Genomic DNA, 22536 nt, shown 5'->3' on the forward strand with positions numbered 1-22536 from the left:
TCGTTCATCTCGGCCTCTTCTGGGGTAAGGTCGTCTCAGGTGCGGTATCACGACTGTTTTTACCACGGGCGGCAACATCACCGGAGCGCCGGTCTCAACTTTCTCACCGCAATCTTCTGGAACACGCCCAGAGACGGCTTCGAGCGTCACGTGACTGAAAGAGCTGGGCTGATGAAAACCAAGCAACCACGGGATTTGCGATGCCGGAAGATCGTCCTCGAGGTAGCCATTTCCAAGTCACGCCGTAGTTGGTCCAAGATTTCGCCAAAGCTCAACCCTTCAGCTGCCTGATGTCGGTCGGCGTGTCTGGAAAATCCCGAATAGGATATGGCCAGATTTAATGTTCGTACCCCGCCGGTCGATCCGAAGTTCCGACGCTTCGCTGACCACACGAGCATATCGTACAATCCGGCGACGAGCGTCGCCAAATGAATACGACGAGGCGGCCAAGTAGTAGATCATGCCGATCTCTCGCAGATCGAGCTGTTTCGCCAGAGTGAGGCCGAGCCGCTCGTCGTTGAGCACCCGAGACGCCTCACCTAGGAATTCTATCTGCGATGCGATGCTGAGGCGCTTTCGCTCATCGAGCATAGCCTCGGTCAGGTTGGATCGTTTCAGCAGGGGCAGCGGATCGATGTTTTTCTGTCTGATCCGGGAGAGCGCCAGGCGCGAAGCCAACCCCATTGCTGTGCGCAGCAGTGGGCCTTTGAGAGGTGGATATGAGCTCTTGGGGCATCGTTCCCGCCCTTCGTGAACTGGCCAACTGCGTTCCCCTTGGTCGTCGAGCAAAATAATTCGTCGACAAACTTGCGCCAATGCTGGTCTCTGACAAACGGGTTGGACATCGCTGCCACCGCGACACACGCAGTATGCGACGTATGGCAGCTCAGCGCAAATCTTTGTCTGCGCATGGCAAGCCGAGCACCTCGCCAATTCTGTATATCCGTCTGCGAAAACTAGGCAGTGCGCCTCAACCGCATTTCAGCGACGAAATTACATAGCGACAATGTGAACAAGTCACGAATGGCTACGCACAAACCGCCGTAGCTTATGGGGTTTTTGAGGACAGAGATGAAAACAGCCAAACACCCACCTGCCTTGCAGGTGGTGACGAAAGAAGCCAGACGCGCCGTGCGACCGCTGATCGTGTTCACCGCCGGGATCAACATACTGATGTTGACCGGGACGATCTACATGCTCCAAGTCTACCACCGGGTGCTATCAAGCCACAGCGTGGAAACGTTGTTGATGCTGTCGCTAATGGCCACTTGTGCGCTTGTGACGATGGCGGGTCTGGACGTGGTGCGATCCAGAATGCTGGCCACGATCGGCGCGTGGATGAACGCGCGGTTGGCACCGGTGTTGCTGACGGCATCAGTTGAGCTGTCCGCCGTGTCTCCCGGTCAGGGGAACGGTCGCGCACTGCGGGATCTCGACCAAGTCAAGAATTTCTTCACCAGCCCAAGTATCTACCCGATCCTCGACGCGCTGTGGGCACCACTGTTTTTCGCCGCGATCTTCCTGATGCACCCGTGGCTGGGTTGGTTGGCGCTGACCGGCGGTGTCGGGCTGTTCGCACTGGCATTCCTGAACGAGTGGGTAACCCGCAAGCCCCTGACAGACGCCGGTAACGCACAAGCCAGAGCACACCAACAGGCCGAGGCCGCGATCCGGAACGCCGAAGTCGTACAGGCAATGGGCATGATGAAGCCATTGCTCGAAGTCTGGCGGGCCCAACAGGACAAGGCGAGTAACGAGCAGACAACAGCAGCCAACAGGGGCAGCACGATCTCAGCCCTCGCGAAATGCTACAGGATGGCTCTCCAGATGGGTGTACTCGGTATCGGTGCTTATCTCGTGCTTCGGAACGAGGCTTCGCCCGGTATCATGATCTCGGCCTCAATCCTGATGGGTCGTGCGCTGGCCCCGGTGGAACAAGCGATCGGGACGTGGAAGGCGACGATCGGGGCACGTGCTGCTTACAAGCGTCTCGTGGCAATCGCTGGGAACCGCCAGGAAGACGTCCCAGTTTTCCCGATGCCGCGACCGACCGGCAGATTCACTGCAGAGAACATCACGCTAGCCAGAACGGACGGTGAGCCGATCCTGAGAGGAATCAGCTTCCAACTCAGACCCGGTGAGGTACTGGCGATGATCGGCCCGAGTGCATCTGGCAAAACGAGTCTGGCGAGAATACTGGCTGGTGCTTGGCGACCGACCGGCGGGCGGGCGTTACTTGACGGCATGAACGTCGCCGAGTGGGCAGCTGAGGACCGGGGTCTCCACGTCGGGTACCTGCCGCAGGACATCGAGTTGTTCGCCGGTACGGTGGCCGAGAACATCGCCCGGTTTACCAAACTGAACCACACGGTCTTTGACAAGGTCGTCAAGGCCGCGCAAACGGCGGGCGTCCACGAACTGATCAAGGGATTGCCGAAGGGTTACGACACCGAGATCGGCGAGGCAGGTGCGTCACTATCCGGTGGGCAACGCCAGCGAATCGGGTTGGCACGGGCATTCTTCGGCAACCCCGCACTGCTGATACTGGACGAACCGAATTCCAATCTGGACAAGGATGGTGAGGACGCTTTGGCGGAGGCCATCAGCGCAGCCAAGCACACCGGTATGAGCGTCATCCTGATCGCCCACCGACCGAGCATCATGGAGCAGGTGGACAAGGTGCTGGTGCTGAACCGAGGTCAACAGGACCTGTTCGGCCCGCGTGACGCAGTGTTTGCCGAGATAGCGAGCCGCAATCGCAAAGTGGCCCAGATGCCGAAGGTAGCGCAGATGGTGGTCAAGGAAAAAATGACAGAGGTGAAAGAAGCATGAGCCGCCAGAACATCATACCTCTACCCGGTATCCAGATGCCCACGCCGGAACATCGACCACTGCGCATCAAGGGCGTGACCTACGCCGGCGTGGCGATAATGGCCCTGTTCTTCGGCGTGGCCGGTGGTTGGGCGGCGTTGGCCCCACTGGACAGTGCCGCCGTCGCCGGGGGCGTGATCAAGGTCGCCGGTGACCGGAAACAGGTCCAGCATCTCGAGGGCGGCATCATCAAGGAACTGGACGCCACCAACGGCCTCATCGTCAAGGCAGGTGACGTCCTGGTCAGATTGGACAGCACTCAGGCAAAATCACAGTTGGACCTGATCCAGAGCCGTATCGTCACCCGCGAGGCTCTGGCCGCACGGCTACGAGCCGAGCGGGACGACAAGAGCGAGGTCGAGTTCGGCCCGGTACTGCTTTCAAACCCGTCGGCAGCTGCCAAGGAGGCGATTATCACGCAGCGGGACTTGTTCAACGCGAAGTACCACAACCTGAAGGACGAGCGGGAAATTCTCGCCCAGCGCCGCCAGCAGAGCGAGGACGAAATTGCCGGACTGAAGAACCTCATTGCGACCGAGGACAAGCAGATCGCAGACATCGACAAAGAGGCGAACGACCTCGACGTCTTGCTCCAGAAGGGTCTGACAACCCGGGAGCGGGGTTTGTTGCTCAGACGCCAGCAGCACGAATACGAGGGTGAGCGGGCGACGAACACAGCATCAGTCGCCCGCGCCAAAAGCGCCATGGCCGAGATCCAAATGCAGATCTTGAACCTCGACACCAAGCGGCTGAACGACGCCGTCGATGAGTTGAGCAAGACCGAGGCGGAGTTGTCCGATCTCCGTCAACAGGAGCGTGCTGCCAGGGACGTGCTTGCCCGCACCAACATCACCGCACCGGTGGACGGTATCGTCATGGACCTGAAAGTCCACACGACTGGCGGCGTCGTGAAGCCCGGTGAGACGTTGTTGACGGTCGTGCCTCTTGACGAACAATTGGTGGTCGAGGCCATGGTGAAGCCCGAGGACGTCGAGACGATCGCCCCAGGCCAGACGGCACACGCGAACTTCCCGGCGCTCGCCCGCTACAACCTACCCCCGCTCGACGGTGTCGTGGACACCGTATCAGCCGACAGACTTGTGGAAGAGCGGACAGGCGCGCCCTACTTCGCCGCAACCATCCTGATCAACAGGAGCGAACTCACCAAGCTGGAGGGGCGCAAGTTGCTGCCGGGTATGACGAGCGAGGCGATGATCCGGACGGGGAGCCGGACCGTGCTGGAATACCTCTCGGAGCCGATCACCCAGAACTTCCGCCGGTCCCTGCGGGAAAAATAAACAAAGATACGGGGCAACAAAACGCCAACAATGTGAACACGTTATTCCGTGCCCCGAACAACGCCAACGAGGGTCTTTAGGGGGTTCTCACAAATTCACAGACACCAACCCTGTCGCGAAGGGGGCGGCGGCGGGATTGGTTTGTCCACAAACAGCCTTATTCGGAAACAGAGAGTAGAGTACAATGGCTCAATCGCCATCATCCCCGTCGGCAACGACGAACAACGCCGCGAAGGACGACGTCGTCGGCCTGAACGGCGACCTCACCTTCACCATCGCGGACCTGCTGGCTAACGACCCCGGCGGTGCGGCGAAGAACGACGTCAGCAAGCAGTTTTTCTTCGGGAAGATTGCAGACTACGCCGCTAACCAGATCGTTAACGGCATCCCGACCGTCGCCGCGCAGAGGGCTTATCTCCTGGCGCACCACATCGAGAGCAACGCCGCTTTCACCGAGTTCACCATCAAGAACGACGCCACCGATATCCAGTATATGGTCCAGATGGGCAACAAGGGTACGTGGTCACAGGCCGACGTGGACGTGAGGCACGCACCGACGGCCGAAGCTTTTACGAACACCGTGGAAGAGGACAAGAGCATCTCCGGTAACGTCAAGGGCGCGGACATCGACGGCGACAGCCTGACCTACTCGCTCAAGGGTACGGCCCCGGCTGGCCTTACCTTCAACTCGGACGGTTCTTACACGTTCGATGCTTCCGGTGCTGAGTTCCAGAAGCTGGCCGCCGGCGAGCAGAAGGCAATCCAAGTCGAGTACGTCGTGAACGACGGTCACGGTGGTACCGCTACCTCGACGTTGACCATCACGGTCACCGGCATGAACGACGCTGCCAAGATCAGCGGTGAAGTCGGGGGTGATTTCGACGAGACGAACGAAGCACAGGTGTACACCGGAAAACTTGAGGTCACCGACGCGGATCACGATCAGGCGACGTTCCAGCAGCAGACCGACGTGGCCGGCAAATACGGTTCGTTCTCGATCGAGGCGGATGGTTCATGGAACTACACCATGAACGACGCCCACAACGAGTTCAAGCAGGGCACCGACTACACCGACAGCATCACGGTGAATACCGCCGACGGGACCGCGCAGGTTATCTCAGTGACCATCCACGGGGCGAACGACGCGCCGGTGTTGACCGGTACGCCGGCGACGCTCGCGGCCGGCACCGAGGACACGAGCTACACGATCAGCAAGGCCGATCTTCTGGCCGGCTACACCGATGTGGAGAACGACGCCCTCTCGGTCTCGGGGCTGTCCTCGAATGACGGCACCTGGGCCAAAAACGCCGACGACAGCTGGACCTTCAAGCCGGCCGCCAACTTCAACGGTCAGGTCAACCTCAGCTACCATGTCACCGACGGTAACGGCGGCGACGTCACRGYCAGCCAGACGTTATCGCTGGCGGCGGTCAACGACGCGCCGGTGTTGACCGGTACGCCGGCGACGCTCACGGCCGGTACCGAGGACACGAGCTACACGATAAGCAAGGCCGATCTTCTGGCCGGCTACACCGATGTGGAGAACGACGCGCTCTCGGTCTCGGGGCTGTCCTCGAATGACGGCACCTGGGCCRAAAACGCCGACGACAGCTGGACCTTCAAGCCGGCCGCCAACTTCAACGGTCAGGTCAACCTCAGCTACCATGTCACCGACGGTAACGGCGGCGACGTCACGGCCAGCCAGACGTTATCGCTGGCGGCGGTCAACGACGCGCCGACCGCGGTAGTACTGTCGAACACGGTGATATCGACCTCCGAGAATGGGGGCTCGATCAAGGTTGCCGATATTGCAGTGACGGACGTCGATTCTGGCACCAATGTGCTGTCATTGTCGGGGGTGGATGCGGCCTCGTTCTCGATCATGGACGGAGCGGGTGGCGGCAAGGAGCTGCACTTCAACGGCGGTGCGAACTTCGAAACCAAGGCGGGCTACGACGTCATGGTGAACGTCAATGACGCAAGCGTCGGCGGCAATCCGGACGCCTCGCAGAACTTCCATCTCGCCATCACCGACGTGAACGAGGCACCGAGCGTGGCGCTGGCGAACACGCTGGCGTCGACGGCGGAGAACGGCGGCGAGATCAAGGTTGCCGACATCGTTGTCTCCGACGACGCGCTGGGGACCAACGTAGTGTCACTGTCGGGCACCGACGCTGCGGCGTTTAAGATCGTCGGCACCGAGTTGCACTTCATCGGCGGCGCGGACTTCGAGACGCAGAAAAGCTACGACGTGACGGTGAACGTCAATGACGCAAGCGTCGGCGGCAATCCGGACGCCTCGCAGAACGTCCATCTCGCAATCACCGACGTGGTCGAAGCCGATAGCGACACCACAAATGACTATGACGTCCGCGACGTCAATGGCAACCTACAAGTGACGTCGGGCGGTGCCACCGGCAATGGCCACACCTTCAATGGAAGCCAACAAGCCGATACAATCGTTGCCACTAACGACCCCATAAACGGCGATCAGGTCAACGCTAAAGATGGCGGCGACACCCTGTACGGCCGTGGCGGAAACGACGATCTCCAGGGTCAAAATGGAAACGATACGATCTATGGGGGATCAGGCGACGACAACATCACCGGCGGTAACGGTGCGGATCACCTCTGGGGCGGCTCCGGCAACGACAAGTTCGTGTTTACGACTGCAGACGATAGCTTGTTCAACGCTCCCGACACGATCCACGACTTCCACCATGGGTTCGATAAAATCGACGTGCACTCGATCAACTCGGGTCGCGGAGGTACTGGTGACTTCACATTCGGTGGCACCGTGGCCACCGCGCACGGCGTCTGGTTCACTGAAGGTGGCGGGAACACGACCGTTCACTTCGATACCAACGGCAATACGGGCAACGACGAAATGACGATCACCCTGACAGGTACCGGCCTGGGCTTGACCGCTTCGGATTTCATCCTCTGAGGTGCGATCCTTCTCGCGAGCGAATTGGGAGCGGGCCTTTCGGCCCGCTCTTCGACCGTACGCCAACGGTGCCGGTGTCGCGGTCCAGTTCGCCCAGCTTCATGCCGGGACGGCGCTAACAGCCGCTGATTTCATCATCGCTTGATAACAGCGGACGGGAGGGAAACGTCCCGTCCGTCTACCGACCCGTCGTGAACAGGGCGACGACGGGACCCGGAACACACATAGCCTCCAGTAACTGGAAACGCAAAAAATGGGTACTTCTACAACATCAAACTCCGCACAGAATTCGGGCGCGGCCAAGGACGACGTCGTCGGCTTGAACGGGGACTATGACTTCACCATCGCCGATCTGCTCAAGAACGACCCCGGCGGGGCCGCCAAGGTTGACGTCACCAAGCAGTTTTTCCTCGGCAACATCACCGACTACGCCGGTGGCAAATATGGTGCCGTTGTCAACGGCATCCCGACCCTCGACGCGCAGAAGGCTTACCTGCTCGCTCACGGGATCACCGTAAAGATCGACCCGGTCACTCACAATTGGATGTCGTTTGACATCGGTGAACACGGTCAGGACTTCGACTACATGGTCCAAACCGGTAACAAGGGTACATGGTCCTCGGCTCACGTGGATGTTGTTGGTACGCCGCCCCCGCCAGCCCCGGTCGTGATTAACGACGCACCGGTTGCGGTGGGCGAGAGCGCGGCGGTTGCCGAAGACGCATCCATCACCGTGTCGGCGATCAACGGTGTGTTGGCGAACGATTCAGATTCGGACGTCGGCCAGACGTTGAAAGTGCTGAAAGTCGGGACCGCCAATGTCACCGACGCGGGCACCCTTATCCAGGGTGCCTACGGTGATCTCACGATCAAGTCGGACGGCAGTTACAGTTACGTCGCCAATCATGCGACGGCGCTGGCGGAAGGTGAGCCCGCTACCGATACGTTCAACTACACCGTGACCGACCAGCACGGCGGCACCAGCACGGCCACGCTGACGTTAAACATCACTGGTGTCAACGACGTCGCGAAATTATCGGCCGACGTGGTGCACCTGACCGAGGGTGACACGATAGCCGACATCTCGGCTCACGGTCAGTTGACCGCCACCGACCCGGACGCTGGTCAGGATACGTTCAAGCCACAGACCAACTTTGCCGGTGAATACGGTCACTTCTCGATTGGTACCGACGGTAAGTGGACTTATACCGCCGACAGCGCCCACAACGAGTTCGTGAAGGACCAGCACTACACCGACACGTTCAAAGTGTTCAGCTTCGACGGCACCGAGACTTCGGTCAGTATCGACATCGCCGGCACGGACGAAAAGCCGGTTTGCTCTCCACACGCCGGCAACGTGATCGCCTCGTGGACTTTCGAGGACACCGTCGTAACCGACCCGCGCGGTTATCAGCAAACGTCTGCACCGACCGGTTGGTTCAACGTTGCCGATTACGCTGAAGGCCAAGGCCTCGGCACTTATGCGAAGTCGATGGAAGTTGTGGACGGCACGAACGGTCCTCAGACGGGATTTGGTGCTGGTGAGCATCAATGGCTCGACACTGCGGCATCGCCAGGTAACATCTGGATACAGCTGAGCGAGTCCAACAGGACCACCAATATTGAGCACGACGCTCAGTTGTCGTTCTCGATCGCCAAGCAAGATCTCGGCATCGATGGCCACACGGATCCGAACGCGGTGGTGGAGTTTTGGTGGAACTACGAACTCGTGAAGACGGTTAAAGCCTCGGACCTGGCCACCGCCAATGAGTTCTACAAGTTCGACGTCACTGTGCATGCCAATGACAGCTTGGCCACCGATCAGTTGTTCATCAAGTCGAGCGGCCAAGACGCTGCCTACCAAGGCTTGGCCATTGATCACGTCGTTCTGAACGACTGGGTCTCTGACTGCCGCGAACACCTGAGCGGAAACGAACTGGTCAAGAACTGGAACTTCGAGCAGGATAACGCCAACAACGAACACGGCTTTATCAATCTCAACTCCATCGCAGGGTGGAACAACGAAGCCGGAACTTCGCAGCCAATGCAGGTGCAGCACGAGAAGTTCGGTTTTGTCACCGGCTTCGCCGCCGACGAACACCAGTGGCTCGACACGTCGGCATCGCCGGGTAACATCAAGATCGGTCAGGACCTTGACCTCGGAACGGGTCAGCGGGCACAGTTGACTGTCTCCGTCGCCGCCGAGAACATCGTTTTCACCAACAGCGTGGGTACCAACACGTACCAGCCCGACGCAGATGACCATCTCCTGTTCAGGTTCAACGGCCAGGTGGTCAAAGATATCAGCTTGGCTGACTTCACGGACGCGGGCGGTCAGGTCGATTGGAACAAGTTCCACGATTTTAAGGTTGATGTCACCGGTCAGGACGGCGCAGATCACCTGACGATCGAGTCGACCGGCATGACGGATTGCACGGACGCGAACGGAGTTAGGCACGGCTACGCCGGCTTCGCCGTCGACCACGTGTCGATCCAGGAATGGGTCATCTAATCTGGCAGAATCAGGGCAAGGGGACTACCGCCTCGCCGCTCTTGATGACAGGAGGCTCCGAGAATAGTTGGGGCCAGACTCTCTGCCTGTATGTCGGTGCGGCAACCACGGAGCAGTGCATTGCCACGATCCTGTGCTGTTTCGCGATCATGGCTGCTTTCGGCCGCTGTGGCAGGGTCGCCCTTACCACCTTTGATCCTGACAACCAATGCGTGGCAGGCGGCTGCCTACGACATTTCTCTCGGTTAAGTGCTTGTTGCCGTGTGCCACGGTATCGCGTGTCATCGAAGACCGCGGTCGATTATTACAAGATTCAATGAGGCGCTCGCTCAGAAGAAAAGGTCGCCCGGTTTCGTTTGCCGGGCGGCCTCCCACTGCCGCAAAATTTGATTATCTCGATTAGCCCTAATCAGCTTGCCTAGTTGCTGCGGCAAGCTGCTGGGGACTTAGGCGAAGCGCTGCCGCGCGGCGGTGGCCTTCGAGCTTTTCTGTGGCACTCTGCCGAACGGCCGCGGGGGCGACTGCTGCAACACCGCGCTCATCCAGCCACTGGTGCGTGGCGATCTTTACGTAGGAGCCAACCCAGAGACCACCGGTGTAACGGCCAGCAGCCATCGTAGGCAACGTGTGGTTTGTGCCGCAGCACTTGTCGGAGTAGACAACGCTGGCCAGTTCTCCAATGAAGAGGGAGCCGTAGTTGCGCAGCTTCTTAGCGGTCGCTTGTGGATCACGGGTATGGACCTGAAGGTGCTCCGTCGCGATGTAATCCGAGTAGGCGATCAAGGTTTCTTCATCGTCGACAACGGTGACCTCACCATAATCCTTCCAGGCAACACTGGCGACAGGAGCTGTCGAGAGAGTTTCAAGCTGCTTCTCTACTTCCTTGATTGTCTCTTCTGCAAGCTTGCGGTCGGTTGTAACAAGGCCGACGCGGGTGCGTACGTCGTGCTCTGCCTGGGCCAGCATGTCAGTTGCGAGGGTTGCAGGATTGGCCGTCTCATCGGCAACGATAAAGATTTCACTCGGGCCAGCGAGCTGATCGATGCCGACCTGACCGAATACTTGGCGCTTCGCCTCATTGACGAAGGCGTTGCCCGGGCCAACGATCTTGTCGACTGCTGGGATCGTTTCCGTACCGTATGCCATAGCCGCAATCGCTTGGGCTCCACCCACGCGGAAGATGCGGTCTGCGCCAGCGAGATGGCAGCCTGCGATCATTGCGGGATGAGCATTCGGCGGAAGGCATGCGATTACCTGGTCACAACCAGCGACCTTGGCCGGGACAATGGTCATGACCGGCGCCGAGAGGAGGGGGTAACGACCCCCCGGAACATAGCAGCCCACGATCTCGATAGGAATGACGCGGTGGCCAAGGTGTAGGCCCGGCAGGCTTTCGATTTCGAGTGGCAGGATGGTTCCGAGTTGAGCTTCCGCGAACCGACGGACGTTTGCAATGGCGAACTCAGTGTCTTCCCGGGTTTGCGGGTCGAGATCGGCGATGGCCTTCAGCTTCTCTTCCTCGGTAACCTCGAAGTTGGTGACGTCGGCCTTGTCGAACGCCACCGAGTATTCACGCACCGCGGCGTCGCCCCGCTCACGTACGCTAGCGATGATCTCCTTAACCGTCTTTTCAATCGAAGCAGTGTCGGAAACTGCGTCGCGCTTCGGTTCCTTGATCCGTGTAAATTTGCCTTTCAGGGCATCGAGCCGCGATGTCATGAGGTTCTCCTATGTGCGTGCTGGAACGAAGCATCCCGCACTGAAGCCACTCAGACAATTGCCCACTAGACAGGTGTTCAGTATTTTCACCACGTCTCGAAGACTGCACGCATTGTGGATAGGCGTGCGTGCTAACGAATGCCATGCTAGCGAAGGCGCATATTCTAAAGGGAAATCGCATGCCAAAAATTGGGGTGAAGCTCAGAGAGCTACGTCGTCGTCGCGATTTGGGTGTTAGAGAACTTGCAGCACGGTCGGGGATCTCACACTCGACGATATCCCTCATTGAGCGGGATCGGATGAGCCCCTCGATCGACACGCTGAGTGCGGTCTTGGACGCGCTGGGTACCACGCTGCCGGGTTTCTTCTCAGATTTGCAGTCTAGCCTACCGTATACCCCATTCTACACGTCCCAAGATCTCGTAGAAATTGGCAAGGTCGATACCATCTCATATCGAGTGATTGGCCTCGATCATCCCAACAGGCAGCTTCTGATGCTCCACGAGCGTTACGCGGTGGGGGCAGATTCTGGCGAAGCGTTCACCCATGCGGCCCAGGAAGCAGGCATGCTCCTGTCGGGAGCGGTGGAGGTTACCGTGGGCGGACAGCAGAAAATTTTGCGCCCGGGCGATGGTTACTATTTTGACAGCCGTCTTCCACATCGATTCAGAAATGTCCACGATGGGGAGAGCGAAATTCTGAGCGCCATCACCCCGCCCACGTATTAACCCTCCAAGCAGCGATCACCAGCGGTGAGAATAGTCACCAAGCCCCCAAGGCTCACTTCCAAAAGTGGCAAAACGTGGTTTCCTGTTCGAGGTTCAAACCAACAAAAGGGAACGCCGATGAAACTCCTGAAAGTCTCGCTCATTGCGTCAACAGTATTGGTGACTGGCGTCCTCGCCGCCCAAGCTCGTGATCTCACAGTTGTGTCCTGGGGTGGAAATTTCCAAGACGCGCAGCGCAAAATTTTCTTCGAACCATATGCAAAGGAGTCCGGCAAACCGGTTCTCGATGAGAGCTGGGATGGCGGCTACGGTGTTCTCCAGGCCAAGGTTAAGGCTGGAACGCCGAACTGGGACGTTGTCGAAGTAGAATCCGAGGAATTGGCTCTTGGTTGCGCGGACGGCATCTACGAAAAGATCGACTGGCAGAAGCTTGGAGGTAAGGAGACCTTCCTGCCAGCAGCCGTCAGTGATTGCGGTGTTGGTAACATTGTTTGGTCAACTGGTCTTTCTTACGACGCTGACAAGCTTAAGGAAGCACCTCAGACGTGGGCGGACTTTTGGGATACCAAAAAATTCCCAGGCAAGCGTGGCTTTCGCAAGGGGCCGAAATATGCGCTCGAATTCGCACTGATGGCGGACGGCGTTCCGGCTAACGAGGTTTATAAGGTCCTCAGCGCCGAAGGCGGAGTCGACCGTGCGTTCAAGAAGCTCGACGAGCTGAAGAAAGACATCGTCTGGTGGGATGCAGGTGCGCAACCCCTCCAGCTCCTGTCTTCTGGCCAAGTCGTTATGACAGCAGCCTACAATGGTCGTATCACCGGCATCAACCGCTCTGAAGGCAAGCATTTCGGCTTCGTGTTCCCAGGCAGCGTTTACGCTATCGATAGCTGGGTCATTCTGAAGGATGCTCCCAACAAGGACGCGGGCATGGACTTCATTGCCTACGCAAGCAAAGCCGAAAACCAGGCCAAGTTGCCAGAATACATTGCTTACGGTTTGCCAAATCTTGGCGCCTCCAAGCTCGTGCCCGAGAAGTACCAGAAGGAATCCCCGACCTCGGAAGAAAATCTTAAGGGCGCAATTCCCTTGGATGTCGACTTCTGGACGGATAACTCTGAGGAACTGACCCAGCGATTCAACGCTTGGCTCGGTCAGTAACTATTGGTGCGGGGCCTCCACGGAGGCCCCTTGTCGAACGGCTGTTTCAGCAGTTCGCGTTAGAGAAGAGTCGGCTTACATGACAAACGCCTTCATTCAATTCGAAAAAGTCAGCAAATCGTTCGGGATCATGACTGTCGTCGACAATCTCGACCTCGCGATTGCAAAGGGCGAGTTTGTCAGCATGCTGGGCCCCTCCGGCTCGGGCAAAACGACTTTGCTCATGATGCTTGCGGGCTTCGAAAAGCCGACCAGCGGCGCGATATCTGTTGGCGGGAAGCGTGTCGACGGCCTGCCGCCTTACAAGCGCAATATGGGCGTTGTTTTTCAAAACTATGCTCTGTTCCCCCACATGACAGTTGCAGAAAATGTCTCGTTTCCCCTGAAAATGAGGGGTGTCTCCAGATCTGAGATCGTGGAGAGGGTCGGGAAGGCGCTCGATATGGTGCAGTTGGGCGCGTTTCAGGATCGGAAACCGATCCAGCTGTCCGGGGGACAGCAACAGCGTGTGGCCCTGGCGCGTTCGTTGGTATTCGAACCTGAAGTCGTCTTGATGGACGAGCCCCTCGGTGCTCTTGACAAGAAGCTTCGCGAGCAAATGCAGCTCGACATCCGTGACATCCACCGAAGGCTCGGTTTGACGATCGTCTTTGTCACTCACGATCAGACGGAGGCGCTGACCATGTCCGACCGGATTGCGATCTTCAATCACGGGAAAATCGAACAGATCGGAACGCCCGCACAAATTTACGATAACCCACAGACGCAGTTCGTTGCTGAATTCATCGGGGAAACGAACCTTTTAACGGGCAAGGTCAAGAGTGCCGGAAATGGTGTCTTGGGCGTCCATCTCGAAAGCGGCGCAAATATCGAGGTCCGAACCTCGACGATCGCCGACGTGGGCAAACCGGTCAAGGTTTCGGTTCGACCCGAGCGTGTCGAGATCAATTCCGATGTGCCAGCCAGCAATCGCCTGAGCGCCACGGTCGCCGATATTGTCTATCATGGGGACCATCTGCAGGTTCGCATTCGCAACCAAGGGAAAGACTTGATCGTCAAGGCGAACCGTAAATCCTCGCCACTGAGCGTTGGCGATGAAGTTGTCGCTTCCTTCTCTCCAGAACAATGCTGGATCGTGGCATGAAGGACACTTGGCTCTGGAAGCAAGCCGCATCGTTATTGTTGGTAGCGCCGCTGGCGCTCTTTCTCGTCTTCTTCTTCGTCGCGCCGCTCGCGACCATGATGAAGTCGGCAGTATCCGACCCCGTCGCATCTCGTGCTCTGCCAACGGTCGCCTCTGCATTGAAGGGGTGGGACAGGGCGGGCGCTCCTCCAGCTGACGCTCAAAGGGCTTTTGCAGCCGACATCCGGGGCATCCAGGACGACGAGCTTTTTGGGGATCTCGTTCGGCGATTGAACAGCGCCAAATCAGGCTTTCGCACCCTGATGAGTAAAACAAAGTCCGCCGTTTCATCCGACCCCAACATTGGCGACCTTACAACGATCGACAATCGCTGGAGTGATCCCGCATTCTGGATTGCGATCCAAGACGCAGCAAGTTCTCCAATAACGGACCGCAACCTGCTTGCCGCCGTGGATTTGACCCGGGACGTAAATGGATCGATCACGAGTGCTCCAGCAGGAACGTCCGCCAATCGGGATACCTTGATCCGGACGCTCACTACCGCCGCTACTGTCACGATTTGCTGCATTCTGCTGGGCATGCCGTTTGCAATGGTCGCATCCTCAGTCACAGGCTGGACCAGGCAGTTGTTGTTGGGCGCAGTCCTGTTGCCACTATGGACATCGCTTCTCGTTCGAACAGCGGCTTGGTTCATCCTGCTTCAGGACAACGGACTAATCAACTCCACACTTCAAGCAGTTGGTTTGACCAGCGGGCCCATCCCTTTGATCTTCAACAGGGTTGGGGTCGTGATCGCCATGACCCACGTGCTATTGCCGTTCATGGTGCTGCCGATCTTCAGTGTGCTGATCAGTATTCCCAAGAATCTCATGCCTGCGGCCGCATCGCTCGGGGCAAATCCGGTCCGCTCCTTTTACCTTGTGCTTCTTCCCCTCTCGCTTCGCGGCGTTGTCTCTGGATCGCTGCTCGTCTTCATGAGTGCACTTGGTTACTACATCACGCCCGCGCTTATCGGCGGTGCCAAGGATCAAATGATCAGTTCGGTTATTGCCTACTATGCGACGGGTGCTGCGAACTGGGGCATGGCAGGCGCACTCGGTTTGGTGCTCCTGATAGCGACGATCCTTCTCTATGTCGTCTATCTGCGGCTTTCTTCTGAGGAGGCTCGGACATGAGGCCGTTGACCATCGCAAAGCTAGTTTTCGGAGCAGCCGTCGTTTTCTTTCTGATGGCTCCCTTGATCGCAATCTTGCCGTTGGCCTTTACCAACAGCGTGTTCCTCAACTACCCGATCCCAAGCTTCTCTTTTCGGTGGTTTCACGAACTTCTCACGGCGGACGCCTGGCGCCGCTCGATCTTCAATAGCTTAGTTATTGGTGCGGGAACGACGGTCCTTGCTACTATTCTCGGGACAATTGGCTCTCTGGGCCTTCGCGGAAAGAAGATTTCGTTACTATTTGGGTTCATCCGTACTGTCTTCTTGCTGCCCATGGTCGTCCCAGCGGTTGTGCTTGGGGTAGGGATGCAGCTTATGTTCGCCCAGTACGGTCTCGCCAATACGTATCTCGGCGTCATCATTGCTCATTCGGTTCTCGCTATACCGTTTGTCGTGGTCAACGTGACGGCATCTCTACAGGGGATAGATCATCGCTTGGAGCATGCTGCGGCGAGCATGGGAGCAGCGCCCCACGTGGTGTTACGAACTGTGACTCTTCCCCTGGCAATGCCGGGCATCATTTCCGGTGCCGTTTTTGCGTTTGCAACGTCATTGGACGAGGTCGTCCTGACGTTGTTCGTGGCCGGACCTAACCAACGCACCCTTGCCCGTCAGATGTTCTCTACAATCAGGGAGAATATCAGTCCGGCCATCGCTGCCGCAGCATTCGTCTTCATCGCAGGCACCGTCATTATCGCCCTGCTGGTGAACATTGGGAGGAGGGCACAGCGGGCCTGAGCAGTTGCAAGCTTCTGCCTAGTCATCATTGACCAAGACACTGAGACCCACGGCGATGCCTTTCTGATCCCGCGCACGCCGGCGGAGCGGGAGAAGGCCAGAGCGACGGCTGACACAGCAAAAAGATGGCTCATCTCGGTTCCTAAAGTTGGGAGCGACGCGCTGCCGTCAGATCAGCAATCAGGGCATCCAGCGCAGCGCTGGTCTCCACTTGCTTCTCGAACAGGCCTTCCATCGCCTCGGGTGATCGTGAACGGCACCGGGGCCATAGCGAATCCAGAACCTGTTGCGAAACCAGCATTGAGACAACGCTTCGCTATGCTGGATTCGGCCGGTTTCTCTCCGAAAAGCAGTGGACTAAGCGGCCGCGCGGAGGGGGGCCAGCTGGCGGGTGAAACGATGGGTCCCATGCGGATCTCGTCGGTGCCGTGGCGTCAGGAATGGAGCGAGTCGCGGAGTGGCCTGCTGGCCATGCGCGCCGGGACCGTAGTGGGGATCTCGAGGCGGTCGCGAGCCGCGTGGCCGACTGGGGCGCGGGGCGATAGCCCGACACGCAGCAGGCCGGAGGTCACCGGGAACGAGCCGCACCATTTCTCGATGCCGAGAGCGTAGATGTTTGCGATCACCAGTTCATGTCGGCCTTTTGAAGGACATGTCCTCGGATCCTTTGGTGCGACTGTTGTCGTGCATCGACCGGAGGACTCAGCAGGTCGATTTGGCGACAAACTGTTGTCACGCCTAGCGGAGGGCGCCCGACGTGCGATAGGACGTTTTCGCCATCGAAGCTGGATCGGAATCCGATGTTGTGATTTAGTCTGCAAGACTTTCAGTAGGATAGGAACCGCTGCCATTCCCAATCAGCGGGGCCATAACTCCCAATCGGCCGAGGTTTCCCGGCACCGCATCGGCTCCATCTGATTTTCCCGATCGGGAAATTTTTCCAAACACAGATCATCGGGCGCTCATGATTTTCCCGATCGGGAAAATTTACTCGACAGGGCGGCTGATGTGCTGTTATTTTCCCGATCGGGAAATAAAGATGGCAAAACAAGTCAGAAGTCCAGCCGATATCGGCGCCCTAGTACGCAGCGCACGCAAGGAGCAAAACTTGCGACAGGACGAGCTTGCCGGGGTCTCTGGAGTTGGCCTAAGGTTCATTGTTGACCTCGAAGCCGGCAAGCCGACAGCTCAGATAGGAAAGGTTTTGCAGGTTCTGCAAACGCTGGGTTGTTCGATTGATATTCTAGCCCCTGGTGAACGTAGAAAATGACGGTTAGGGTTCTCAATGTCTGGTGGGGTGATCGCATTGTCGGGCAATTCACCCAAGATAAGCATGGCGATATCGGCTTCGCATACGCTGAAGCTTGGCTTGATGACGAAAAGACGCCTCCACTGTCGGCCTCACTTCCGAAGCGTCCACAACGTTTTTCTCGCCGTGAATGCCGGCCATTTTTCGGGGGCCTGCTGCCAGAAGAAAGCCAGCGTCTTGTTGCGGCGCAGGCGTTGGGTGTTTCACCTGCCAACGACTTCGCGCTTCTTGATCGCTTGGGCGGCGACGTCGCCGGCGCGCTTCAGCTTTTGCCTGAAGATCAGGAACCTATCGGGGCAGAACCGATTGCGGATCAGCAAACGGCACCTCTGGATGAGGCAGGAATCGTTCGGATATTGGACGCACTTCCGACACGGCCGCTATTGGCCGGCCAGGAAGGCTTGAGGCTATCGCTTGCGGGCGCCCAATCTAAAGTTCCAGTTGTTCTAGTCGATGGCCAAGTCGCCCTACCGCTTCCAGGCCAGGCGACTACGCACATCTTGAAACCACCAATTGCGCGCTTTCCGGGGACCAGCGAGAATGAAGCCTTCGTGATGAGGCTTGCTGCCGCAATCGGGCTCGACGTTGCTCCCGTCGAACCGAGGTCCGCGAATGGTCGCCCTTTCCTTTTGGTCGAGCGATACGATCGCTACTGCGATGCCGACGGTGTGGTTCGCCGCATCCATCAGGAAGACTTTTGCCAAGCACTCGGTGTGCCACCTGAAACTAAGTATGCAAGCGAGGGCGGGCCGACCTTTAGGGATTGTTTTGAGTTATTGCGGCGGGTATCTGAGCGGCCGGGTCCGGACATCGCAAAGCTTTTGGATGCTGCGATTTTCAATCTCATTGTCGGAAATGCGGATGCCCACGGCAAGAATTTCTCGATCCTTTATGATGATCGTGGACCGCGAATGGCTCCGCTGTACGATCTGCTATCCACGGTGGCCTATCCAGACCTTTCGCCGAAGATGGCTATGCGAATCGGCAAACGCGCAACGCTTTCGGAAATGGACGCCGCTGGTTGGCAGGCTTTCTCGAAGGAGACAGGTGTCGGCTTACTCTTAGTACGCCGTCGGGTGAAAGAACTATCAGATGCCACAGGGGACGCGATTCCCCGATTGTCAGAAAAGATGTCTCCACTTGCCACAAATGCTGTGACGTTAGATCATGTAGCCGATTCGATCGCAGACCGTGCCAAACTCGTGGCCCTGAGCATCTAACTCAACAGCGCCAACCATCTCCGCAGACATAACCCAAATATTGAGTTGTGACCCCGGTCGCAGCGCGTGCGGCCGGCTTGCGGTGAAACCTCCTAAAACCAGGCGTAGCTGCAGAGCAGCGTCGCGCGAGGGCATTGTCAAGGTGAAAAGGGTGACGACGTCCCGAAGCTGGCCATGCTCAGAGAGGCAGCTCGCGAGCCCACGGACGCGTTCCTTGTTGCCACCGACATGATTGATGCCGATCAGCGGGAGGCTACGCCGGGGATGCGCGAGCAGCCCTAGCGGACAGCGGTTCAAACGTCGGCCCCTCTTGGAGGACGTCAACGCCCGCGATAGTGTGCGAAAAAGTCTGGCTGGGGGCCGAATGGACACGCTCAACATCGCGTCGCTTGTATTCTTCATCGTGGTGTGGATTGCGATTGAGCCGCTATTGGCTCTCGGGTGGCCACGGCCCAACGATAGCTTGTCCGTAGATATGGTGCGGGTCCGAGCCGCGTGGATGCGCGAGACGCTGACCCGCGACAACAATTTCATCGGCGACGCCGCGATCCTGGGCCACACGATCAATTCCGCGTCCTTCTTCGGCTCAGCAAATCTGATCGTGATCGTCGGCCTCAGCGGCGCTTTGTTCATGGAGCCCAACTACGGAAACGGTAATGGCCTGATCGCTATGTTCGCGGCCGAGGACCCCGCGTGGCTCTTCCAAACCAAGGTATTGCTGATCATCGCCACACTCCTCAGAGGGCTATCGGATTTCATCTGGGCGGTGAGGCAGCTGAACTACTGTCTGGCCGCAATCGGCGCCAGCCCGTCGCGACAAGAAGAGCGCGACATCGCGGCCTGGACCGAGGCGCTCACGCTGGTCCTGAACCCGGCGCTCCGATCATTTAGCGTCGGCGTGAGGTCGTACTACTTCACTGTAGCGGCGGCCTTCTGGTTCCTGGGTCCGCTCCCGTTTGTCGTGGCGACGGTACTCGGCGTCGGCCTGCTGATTTGGCGTCAATCTTGGTCGGATACGGCGAAGGGGATCATGGCGATCCGCAAGCTGCTGGATTGACTTTCTGGCGGGCCATGGCCGACCGAGGGCAATAGTGGGAGAGGGGAGCGCGAACGGAGCTTCTTTTCACCCTGCGCAGCCTGTCAAGCTTTGGGTGAGAGACGATGCCGATGGGTTCGACTTCAAGGGCGACCTGGAAGCGGCGGAAAGCCTTTTCCGTTTTGGTGACCAAAACGATACCAGCCCGGGGGTTAGGGCCGCTCCGATCGGCGCCACGTCGCGAACATTCCTGCTGGAGCCTTCATTCTGGACATTCATCGCCGTTTCCTCCTGCCTCACAACGTGCAGGAGGCTCGGCGGTTCACACACTGCCTATTTCCAGCGGGAGCTGGAATTTTCCGAGGCTCAGGTTCAGTTCGGCGGGGGTGAAGGCTCAAGGAACGCAGGTGGATTGCGGTCGCCATCTCGAATTCCCAAAGCTGTGTGAATCTGGCTGACTACCGCCGCGCCTTCGCCCACAGCTGCTGCCACCCGCTTGGTGGAGCCCGCTCTTACATCTCCAATGGCAAAAATGTTCGGTATGCTGGTTTCGAGGGCCAGAGCTGCGCGGCCCACCTCTTGTTCGACGAAGGGATCGAAAGCAGCTCCCGTCACGATGAATCCGGCGCGGTCCGTAGTAATGTGCGGGCATAGCCAGGCGGTGTTAGGATCAGCGCCAATGAACATGAAGAGCTGGCGAACTTCGAATTCCGTCTCTCTTGCGGACTTCAAGTTTCTGATCTTCACTGCCAGAAGCGACGCATCCCCCGATAAGGAGGCTACCTCGCATCCGACGTGCATCACGACATTCGGGAGGGCGGCAATCCGCTCAATCAGGTAGGTCGACATCGTATCCGCGAGGTCCCTTCGGATCACCAGGTGGAGACGGCTGACCTTGGGGGCCAAGTAGGCGATTGCCTGACCAGCAGAATTGCCACCACCGACGACGACAATATCCCGGTTCTCACACCACTTTGCTTCGATGGGCGTTGCCCAGTACGACACGCCGGCACCCTCGAAGTCCGAGACATTCGAGATACTCGGTCTGCGATATCGTGCTCCAGATGCAACCACGACCGTTTTCGCCATTATTGCTCGCCGGTCGGTCGTGCGAAGATTGATTAGACCATCGCGCCGACTGCCGGGAACGGGCGGTGACATCTCAGAAATTCTCAAGGGCAGGGCAACTTCGGCGCCGAACTTCAGGGCCTGATTGAGTGCTCGACCGGCAAGGGCCTGGCCCGAGATGCCGGTCGGAAAGCCCAAGTAGTTTTCGATGCGGGAAGAACTACCTGCTTGTCCTCCTGCGGAACGTTCGTCCAGGACGATAACGCTCAGGCCTTCAGAGGCGGCATAGACCGCCGCAGCCAGTCCTGAGGGACCCGCCCCGACGATAGCAGTGTCGTACACCATCTCCGGGTCCAGTTCCGGTGTAATCCCCAGACAGCATGCTACCTCCGCGTCGGTGGGCTTTTTCAGGACAGTCCCGTTTGGGCAGACCATGACCGGTAGATCGCTGTCCCGGATACCCAGGCGCTCCACCAGATCGTGACCCTCGCCCTCGCTGGAGGCATCGACCACAACGTAGGGGTATCCGCTCCGGGAGAGGAAGATTTGAAGGGCACGCAAATCCGAGTTTCCATCGTGTCCAATCAGCACGGTGCCGGAATTCCCGGTGTCGATGAGCGCGACGCGTCGAAGAATGTAGGCCCGCATGATGATCTCGCCGACCTCGGCCGAGCCGATGATGAGCGCCTTGACGTGCGTGGCGTCAAAAGGGATGGCGACGCAACCATGGTGGCCAGCCCGTGAAGCCGCCATAGCAGGCCTTCCCGACAATTGATTGAGTTCGCCTGAGAAGTGGCCCACCCCATGCGACACGATTGCGGTCTCCGAGTGGGAGCCAATTTTCCCGAAGACATCAAGCCGCCCGGAAAGGACCAGCCAAGCCGGGACTTGTCGGTCACCAATCGATGAGACCTGTTCTCCAGGACCAAACGTCTTTGGCTCTCCGCTGGCGAATCTTTTGGCTACTTCTATCTGCAACGGGGTCAGGACGGGAAACAGCTGGGCTTGGCGAGAGTGGACGTCCATGCACTCAACCTCCTGTCTAATAAAACTGCGGAATCGGTCCGACCTGAGGGGTCTGATCAGGAAGGTCAATCATTGTCTCATCCACGTAGCACCAACCCCAGCCTTCCGGCGGATCGTAGCCTTCGATGATGGGATGGCCGGTGCTCCGGAAATGCGCCGTCGCATGCTTGCCGATTGATTGATCGCAGCATCCAACGTGTCCGCATTCACGGCATAGTCGCAAGTGGACCCAAGCTTGTCCGATTGCGAGGCATTCTTCACACCCCATGGTCTTGGGCTTGACGGATCGAACGGAGTTCTGATGGCTGCAACGCGTCATTTGAAATCCTATCCTATCGTTGGACCTCAGGTAACATACCTGAGAACGCTACTTTGGTCAGTCATACGCAAGGGTTATGGTGACCGCTTCACTTGCCGTCCATCGAACTGAGCCGGGTTAGACCGCCTCACTCGACCGTGTGCTAGCCGTTTGAAACGTAAGAATGCAGAAATTACGAAAGACGAGCGCTTTTTGGTGAAGATTATGGGCAAACCCACGTTGGCTTT

The 22536-nt window shown here is 58.2% G+C and carries 17 protein-coding genes and 1 pseudogene; 13 read left to right on the forward strand and 5 right to left on the reverse strand.

The annotated features are described in order from the left end of the window. Positions 1-279: 279 nt before the first annotated feature. Positions 280-816, reverse strand: a complete 537-nt coding sequence (locus tag AC1DPR_RS21300) for an AraC family transcriptional regulator ligand-binding domain-containing protein (protein WP_477817090.1) — start codon at positions 814-816, stop codon at positions 280-282. Between the two features lie 255 nt (positions 817-1071). Between AC1DPR_RS21300 and AC1DPR_RS21305 the strand changes: the two genes are divergently transcribed. The 4 genes from AC1DPR_RS21305 (at position 1072) to AC1DPR_RS21320 (ending at position 9628) form a co-directional block, all read left to right on the forward strand. Then, positions 1072-2832 (forward strand): type I secretion system permease/ATPase, encoded by a 1761-nt coding sequence (locus AC1DPR_RS21305; RefSeq protein ID WP_477817091.1) that lies wholly within the window; start codon positions 1072-1074, stop codon positions 2830-2832. After that, a complete protein-coding gene (locus tag AC1DPR_RS21310; RefSeq protein ID WP_477817092.1) occupies positions 2829-4169 on the forward strand; it encodes an HlyD family type I secretion periplasmic adaptor subunit in 1341 nt (446 codons plus the stop codon). The genes AC1DPR_RS21305 and AC1DPR_RS21310 overlap by 4 nt, the downstream gene beginning before the upstream one ends. Positions 4170-4353: 184 nt before the next feature. Continuing rightward, on the forward strand, positions 4354-7116 hold the full coding sequence (locus tag AC1DPR_RS21315) for a cadherin-like domain-containing protein (RefSeq protein WP_477817093.1): 2763 nt from the start codon (positions 4354-4356) through the stop codon (positions 7114-7116). A gap of 253 nt (positions 7117-7369) precedes the next feature. Further along, entirely contained in the window at positions 7370-9628 is a 2259-nt protein-coding gene (locus tag AC1DPR_RS21320) for a VCBS domain-containing protein (protein WP_477817094.1), read from the forward strand. Positions 9629-10033: 405 nt separating this feature from the next. Here AC1DPR_RS21320 and hisD read toward each other — a convergent pair whose 3' ends face one another. Next, entirely contained in the window at positions 10034-11347 is a 1314-nt protein-coding gene (gene hisD, locus AC1DPR_RS21325; protein WP_477817095.1) for a histidinol dehydrogenase, read from the reverse strand. 179 nt (positions 11348-11526) lie between these two features. Here hisD and AC1DPR_RS21330 point away from each other — a divergent pair, with 179 nt between their 5' ends. The 5 genes from AC1DPR_RS21330 (at position 11527) to AC1DPR_RS21350 (ending at position 16331) form a co-directional block, all read left to right on the forward strand. Continuing rightward, on the forward strand, positions 11527-12075 hold the full coding sequence (locus tag AC1DPR_RS21330) for a cupin domain-containing protein (RefSeq protein ID WP_018859639.1): 549 nt from the start codon (positions 11527-11529) through the stop codon (positions 12073-12075). A 117-nt stretch (positions 12076-12192) separates the two neighbouring features. Beyond that, entirely contained in the window at positions 12193-13233 is a 1041-nt protein-coding gene (locus AC1DPR_RS21335) for an ABC transporter substrate-binding protein (protein WP_018859640.1), read from the forward strand. 79 nt (positions 13234-13312) lie between these two features. Beyond that, positions 13313-14377, forward strand: a complete 1065-nt coding sequence (locus tag AC1DPR_RS21340; RefSeq protein WP_477817096.1) for an ABC transporter ATP-binding protein — start codon at positions 13313-13315, stop codon at positions 14375-14377. Beyond that, entirely contained in the window at positions 14374-15552 is a 1179-nt protein-coding gene (locus AC1DPR_RS21345; protein ID WP_477817097.1) for an ABC transporter permease, read from the forward strand. Before AC1DPR_RS21340 ends, AC1DPR_RS21345 begins: the two co-directional genes overlap by 4 nt. Continuing rightward, complete coding sequence (locus tag AC1DPR_RS21350) at positions 15549-16331, forward strand: ABC transporter permease (protein ID WP_477817098.1); 783 nt, start codon at positions 15549-15551, stop codon at positions 16329-16331. The genes AC1DPR_RS21345 and AC1DPR_RS21350 overlap by 4 nt, the downstream gene beginning before the upstream one ends. Positions 16332-16765: 434 nt before the next feature. Here AC1DPR_RS21350 and AC1DPR_RS21355 read toward each other — a convergent pair whose 3' ends face one another. Next, positions 16766-16957, reverse strand: a complete 192-nt coding sequence (locus AC1DPR_RS21355) for a hypothetical protein (RefSeq protein WP_477817099.1) — start codon at positions 16955-16957, stop codon at positions 16766-16768. Between the two features lie 413 nt (positions 16958-17370). Between AC1DPR_RS21355 and AC1DPR_RS21360 the strand changes: the two genes are divergently transcribed. The 4 genes and pseudogenes from AC1DPR_RS21360 to AC1DPR_RS21375 all read left to right on the forward strand — a co-directional run bounded on the left by AC1DPR_RS21360 (position 17371) and on the right by AC1DPR_RS21375 (position 19917). Then, a complete protein-coding gene (locus AC1DPR_RS21360) occupies positions 17371-17601 on the forward strand; it encodes a helix-turn-helix transcriptional regulator (RefSeq protein WP_018859659.1) in 231 nt (76 codons plus the stop codon). Next, positions 17598-18860 (forward strand): HipA domain-containing protein, encoded by a 1263-nt coding sequence (locus tag AC1DPR_RS21365; protein WP_477817100.1) that lies wholly within the window; start codon positions 17598-17600, stop codon positions 18858-18860. The genes AC1DPR_RS21360 and AC1DPR_RS21365 overlap by 4 nt, the downstream gene beginning before the upstream one ends. Positions 18861-18998: 138 nt before the next feature. Then, positions 18999-19142: pseudogene (locus tag AC1DPR_RS21370) on the forward strand (DUF2934 domain-containing protein); the annotation flags it as partial. Positions 19143-19224: 82 nt separating this feature from the next. Continuing rightward, positions 19225-19917, forward strand: a complete 693-nt coding sequence (locus tag AC1DPR_RS21375) for a DUF599 domain-containing protein (RefSeq protein ID WP_477817101.1) — start codon at positions 19225-19227, stop codon at positions 19915-19917. Positions 19918-20268: 351 nt separating this feature from the next. Here the strand turns inward: AC1DPR_RS21375 and AC1DPR_RS21380 are convergent, their stop codons facing one another. After that, positions 20269-21990, reverse strand: a complete 1722-nt coding sequence (locus tag AC1DPR_RS21380; protein WP_477817151.1) for an NAD(P)/FAD-dependent oxidoreductase — start codon at positions 21988-21990, stop codon at positions 20269-20271. A 16-nt stretch (positions 21991-22006) separates the two neighbouring features. Next, on the reverse strand, positions 22007-22309 hold the full coding sequence (locus tag AC1DPR_RS21385; protein WP_112665404.1) for a UBP-type zinc finger domain-containing protein: 303 nt from the start codon (positions 22307-22309) through the stop codon (positions 22007-22009). Positions 22310-22536 lie beyond the last annotated feature (227 nt).

Source organism: Rhizobium sp. 01T417, assembly GCF_056398905.1.

Bases quoted from the DNA above. Each gene is read 5' to 3' on its own strand.
- AC1DPR_RS21320 (WP_477817094.1), top strand. From the start codon at position 7,370: ATGGGTACTTCTACAACATCAAACTCCGCACAGAATTCGGGCGCGGCC.
- AC1DPR_RS21305 (WP_477817091.1), top strand. From the start codon at position 1,072: ATGAAAACAGCCAAACACCCACCTGCCTTGCAGGTGGTGACGAAAGAA.
- hisD (WP_477817095.1), bottom strand. From the start codon at position 11,347: ATGACATCGCGGCTCGATGCCCTGAAAGGCAAATTTACACGGATCAAG.
- AC1DPR_RS21335 (WP_018859640.1), top strand. From the start codon at position 12,193: ATGAAACTCCTGAAAGTCTCGCTCATTGCGTCAACAGTATTGGTGACT.
- AC1DPR_RS21340 (WP_477817096.1), top strand. From the start codon at position 13,313: ATGACAAACGCCTTCATTCAATTCGAAAAAGTCAGCAAATCGTTCGGG.
- AC1DPR_RS21350 (WP_477817098.1), top strand. From the start codon at position 15,549: ATGAGGCCGTTGACCATCGCAAAGCTAGTTTTCGGAGCAGCCGTCGTT.
- AC1DPR_RS21380 (WP_477817151.1), bottom strand. From the start codon at position 21,990: ATGGACGTCCACTCTCGCCAAGCCCAGCTGTTTCCCGTCCTGACCCCG.
- AC1DPR_RS21360 (WP_018859659.1), top strand. From the start codon at position 17,371: ATGGCAAAACAAGTCAGAAGTCCAGCCGATATCGGCGCCCTAGTACGC.
- AC1DPR_RS21385 (WP_112665404.1), bottom strand. From the start codon at position 22,309: ATGACGCGTTGCAGCCATCAGAACTCCGTTCGATCCGTCAAGCCCAAG.
- AC1DPR_RS21365 (WP_477817100.1), top strand. From the start codon at position 17,598: ATGACGGTTAGGGTTCTCAATGTCTGGTGGGGTGATCGCATTGTCGGG.
- AC1DPR_RS21330 (WP_018859639.1), top strand. From the start codon at position 11,527: ATGCCAAAAATTGGGGTGAAGCTCAGAGAGCTACGTCGTCGTCGCGAT.
- AC1DPR_RS21345 (WP_477817097.1), top strand. From the start codon at position 14,374: ATGAAGGACACTTGGCTCTGGAAGCAAGCCGCATCGTTATTGTTGGTA.
- AC1DPR_RS21310 (WP_477817092.1), top strand. From the start codon at position 2,829: ATGAGCCGCCAGAACATCATACCTCTACCCGGTATCCAGATGCCCACG.
- AC1DPR_RS21375 (WP_477817101.1), top strand. From the start codon at position 19,225: ATGGACACGCTCAACATCGCGTCGCTTGTATTCTTCATCGTGGTGTGG.